This window comes from Paraburkholderia madseniana, from assembly GCF_009690905.1.
Lineage (GTDB): Bacteria > Pseudomonadota > Gammaproteobacteria > Burkholderiales > Burkholderiaceae > Paraburkholderia > Paraburkholderia madseniana.
On the sequence record NZ_VOSW01000213.1, the window covers coordinates 1 to 4688 of the forward strand.

A 4688-nucleotide genomic window follows, 5' to 3' on the forward strand; every position below is an offset into this window, starting at 1 on the left:
TCCGGCTTCTTGAGCGGCCCGATCAAGCTGAAGTCCGGCGTGACGTTGTGGATCGACACGGGCGTCACCCTCTTTGCGTCGCGCAATCCGGCCGACTTTGACAACGGAGTCGGCACGTGCGGGACTGCCACCGTGTCGAATATCAAGTCGTGCAACCCGCTCATTCTCGCGAAGAGCACCGCCGGCAGCGGGATCGTCGGGGACGGCATCATCGACGGGCGCGGCGGTAGCCTACTGACGAGCGGGCCGAACGCCGGCGCGCGGACATGGTGGGACATCGCATATCAGAACAAGACCTCGGGCCTGAATCAGCAGAACCCGAGGCTCGTCCAGGTGACGAAGGGGTCGGGCTTCACGCTATATCGGATCACGCTCCAGAATTCGCCGAACTTCCATGTCGTGACCGAGACGGTCTCGGGTGTGACCGCGTGGTCGATCAAGGTATTGTCCCCGAGCCTCGCGTACACGAAAACCGGCTACGCATGCCCGAAGGGAACGACACCGGATGCGATCACGCCGGCGACCTGCTTTACGCCAGACACCGTCAAGAACACCGATGGTTTCGATCCCGGTCAGTCTTCCAATGTCCTGCTCGCGAATTCGTATATCAGCACTGGCGACGATCATGTTGCGATCAAGTCCAGCGCTGCGCCTGGAAGCAAAAACCTGATGTTCGCCCACAATCACTTTTACTACGGGCACGGCATGTCGATCGGCAGCGAAACGAATGGGGGCGTCCAGAACGTCGCCGTGACCGATCTGACGATGGACGGCTATGACAGCCCGAACGGAGCTGGCCTGCGCATCAAGTCGGACGCCGCGAGCGGCGGCAGCGTGAATGGGGTTCAGTACAGTCAGGTGTGCATGCGTAACGTCAGACAGCCACTCGTGTTCGACCCGTTTTACAGCTCGGTCAATGGCTCGCTGTATCCGCGCTTCACCGGCATCGTGTTAAGCGGATTTCACTACCTGGGCAGCGCGAAATACGATGGCGGTCTGCTGACGTTCTCCGGCTTTGCAAAGAGCGGCCTCGTGAATCCGCTCGACATCAGGCTGGACAACGTCGTGTTCGACGGCGCGCAGCCGACCTTCGCCAAGACCTCCCGCGGCAATCCGTTCGACACGCGATTTGCGATGGGGCCGGGTCCCGTAAGCTTTTCCAACTCGATCGTGACTTCGTCGGCGAACGGCGTGAGCATTTCCGGTTCGCCCGGCAATGCGGCGCCTGCCGACTGTGGCGCAGCGTTCGTTCCGTTGAGCACGGTGGTGCCGGGCTCGGCGATCTAACCGGCGCCGGCTCGGTCCAGCTTACGGCAGGGACTGGCCGGCAATGTGGATTGCAACTTTCTGCCGCGATTCGGGTACTCACGCGTACGCAACGGCTCGGCACAGCTTCCTTTCCACGATGTGGGAAGGTGGTGCTGGCGCGTTTCGTCACTCCAGTCCGACTGAGGAAGCTGTCATGCCGAATTCGTTTCATCATCTCCACGCGCGCGTCTCATAACAATGGCCCGGATCGACGTCATCCTGTCCCCGGCGGCCTTGAGCGGTCCACAGGCGAGTGGCGCAGGCAGGAAGGCCGCTTTGCGCACGCTGCTGCTGAACGAGGCGATTCCACTTGCGCATGTGCAGGAGGCGGTCGCGCGGTCGCGCTCCGGCACTGACCGGGCGCGCTTGCCTCACGCATTGCTGCAGCTTGCCGCCGCGCATTTCCAACGTAACGAATGTAGCGCGGGCGACGAATGCGCCACGGACGCGAACCGGCGTTTCGATGAGCAAGGCGCTACGCTGGGTTCGGCGTGTGCGCTGTATTATCGCGGTCTCTTTCACGACCGCATCGGCGACGCACCCGGCGCAATTGCCTGGTTGCGCGAAGCGCACGCGCGGTTTCTGGACGCACACGCGACCCGCCATGCCGCGATCGTGCTGGACCGGCTCGGCATCGTGCATGTGCTGCACGGCGCGCACGATAGCGGTATCGAATGCCTCGGACAGGCCATAGCAACGTTGCTCGATTCGCCCGTAGCCGGCCTGTTGCCCATCGTCCGCAACAACTGGATGTGGGCGCACCTGCGCAGCGCGCGGCACTCGGTGCGCAACGGCGACGCCGATAAGGCCGCCGCTTATGTCGCGCTCGCGCTGGGTCACCTGTGCGAAATTACCCGCGAATCGTCGGAGGAACTGAGCCCCGCATTCCCCGCTATTCGTCTCGACACCGCGGCGCAAATCTATCTCGCCACCGGAGGTCTCGACCAGGCCGATGTCTTCGCCCAGCGTTCGGCCGCGAGCGCCCAACGCTCGGGCCTGGCGGAGCCGCTCGCGCACTCCAGCGACAGGCTGGGCGATATCGCGTTTGCCAGAGGACGCTTCGCCGACGCGTTGCGCTCGTGGCGGCGCGCGTGCGACGAACTTCACCAGTGCGGGCTCGATGACGAAAGGTGCGTGGTAGCCATAAAAGCGGCAGAGGCCGCCGAGACCGCTGGCGACGACGCGGAAGCGCTCGCGTGGTATCAGAAGCATGCGCAGTTCGAAACCGCGTTCAATCGCAGACGTGCCGCGCTGCGCGCCGGGATGTTTGCGCGCGAGCTGGACCGTGAACGGAGTGCCGTCAAGGGACGCGGCGCGGCGGCCGGAGCGGACAAGCTGGCCTCACTCGGACGTGCCGCGGCGGGTATCAATCACGAGTTCAAGAATCCGCTCGCCGCGCTGCGTCTCGCGATTGAGAACAGCATTGAACTGGCGCAGCACGGGGATGTTGCCGCGCTGGCCGACGACGTCGTACGCATCGAACGAGTGACCGGGCGACTGGTGCAGCTCACCGAACAATTTGATGTTTTTTCGCATCGGGCGCGGCCCAGTCTCGAGCCGGTGAGTCTGCGCGAGGTGATCGACGAAGCGCTGACCATGGTCGCGCATCGCTTCGCCAGCGGCGACCGACAAGTGCAATGCGAAGGCGCCGACGTGCGGGCATGGGCGCATCCGCCGAGTCTCTGCACGGTATTTGTCAACCTGCTGGGCAATGCGCTCGATGCGACGGCAGCGAGCGAGAACCGTGTGATCACCGTCGCGATCGAAGCCGTGTCGAAGACGGTGGTCGAGGTGAGCGTCAGGGATCGCGGGCCCGGCTTCGCGCCTGAAGTTCAGCGCAATCTGTTCGAAGCGTTCTATACGACTAAGCCGGCTGGAGCTGGTCTCGGGCTCGGTCTGGCGCTGGCGCGGGATCGCCTCGCGCAGATGAGCGGGTGCCTCGCGGCCCGCAACCATCCTGCCGGCGGAGCGGAACTGCGGGTCGGATTAAGACGCGCGTAATGCGGCGTTTGCGCAGCTAGCGCGCTATTCGGACTATCGATGTTGCAGGCAGACGGAATAACGACGATGAACAGTGTGCCGGATTTCAACACCACGATGCGCATCGCCGCGACGGCCACGATGGCCGCCGATCCCGTCGATCTCGTGACTCAGGTTTGCAGAAGACTCGACGAGCTTCGTGAAGCCCACCACCAGGACCTTGGGCGGGCGGCAAGTCTTTCATCGCAGGTGGTGGACCTCGGCCGCCGGTGCGGCGACCGAGGCTTGCTCGCCGATGCGCTCGCGGCGGCCGCGCACGTCTATGCGAGCCGCGACGAAGTATATCGCTGCTATCCGTTTGCGCTCGAAGCCCAGCATCTGTTCGAAGCGCAGGGACGCCTCGCGCAAGCGGGGCGCATGCTGAACTTTCGCGGCATCTGCTTCGATGTCCTGGGAGACGCGGAACGGGCGCTGGAGCTATACGCCGAGGCGCTCACGATGCTCAAGGAGGCCAGCGACGAAAGCTACATTCCGCGCGTGCTGAACAACATTGGCGTGGTGGATCTTCGCCAGGGCTATCACACGAGTGCGATTGCGTGTCTGACGGAGGCCGTGCAGCGGGGCGAAGCGTTGCCGCATTCTTCCGCGCACTGGGTTCACCTGTGCACGCTGGCCGAAGCCAGGGCCGAGTACGGGATAGCGCTGCAGGAACGCGCCGAGGTTGCCGAGGCCACGCGGCAGATCGACGACGCGCTGACGCTGCTCGCGAAAATCGGGTCCGCGTCGTTCGAGATCGAATCGATTGGCGTGCGCGCCGCGTGCCTGAACGTAGCGAGCCGTTTGCACCTGCTGCTGGGCAACCTCGAGCGCGGCCGCGAATACACGATGCGGCTGTGGTCCGTCACGAAGCAGTGCGGCTCGCCGAACTACGTCGCGGTAGCTTATGCGCGATTTGCCGAGTTGCGCTGCATGCAGCAGCGCATTCCGAAGGCCTGCCGCTGGCGCCAGCGGGCGGAGCGTACATTCGAGCGGCTGCAGATGAAGAACGAGTTGCGCGAAATGCTCGAGCGCTTGTCGACGGTTGCGGGTCGTTCAGGCGACGCGAAGTACGCGTTGCAGTTCTTCAAGCGCGCACTTGAGCTGCGTAAGGAGACCCATACGGCCGGCGCCGCTCTGCGCTCGCAACTGCTGGCTTTCGATCGCGAGGCCGCGCAGCAGCGCAGACACATGCAGGAAGCGCTGATCCACGCGGGCAAGATGGCGTTGGTCGGAGGCCTCGTGACGGAACTCAACGCGGATCTGAAGGGCCCGCTTGGGGACGCGGGCGTGTGCGTGACGCGCATGCTCGAGGCGTGCGGGCGTCGCGATAGTGCGCAGCTCGAACGGTGGCTCGTTGATCT

General features: G+C 64.2%; 3 protein-coding genes. All 3 read left to right on the top strand.

The features are described from left to right. Nucleotides 1-1287 (top strand): glycoside hydrolase family 28 protein (locus FSO04_RS44980; protein WP_154567837.1); only part of this gene is annotated, 1287 nt, incomplete at its 5' end. Nucleotides 1288-1506: 219 nt separating this feature from the next. Continuing rightward, on the top strand, nucleotides 1507-3309 hold the full coding sequence (locus FSO04_RS44985; RefSeq protein ID WP_154567839.1) for an ATP-binding protein: 1803 nt from the start codon (nucleotides 1507-1509) through the stop codon (nucleotides 3307-3309). Between the two features lie 66 nt (nucleotides 3310-3375). Beyond that, nucleotides 3376-4688, top strand: a 1313-nt coding sequence (locus FSO04_RS44990) for a hypothetical protein (RefSeq protein WP_154567841.1), incomplete at its 3' end; no start/stop codon positions are given.

Excerpts from the sequence above, each read along its gene's own strand:
- FSO04_RS44985 (WP_154567839.1), top strand. The coding sequence starts at position 1,507 with ATGGCCCGGATCGACGTCATCCTGTCCCCGGCGGCCTTGAGCGGTCCA.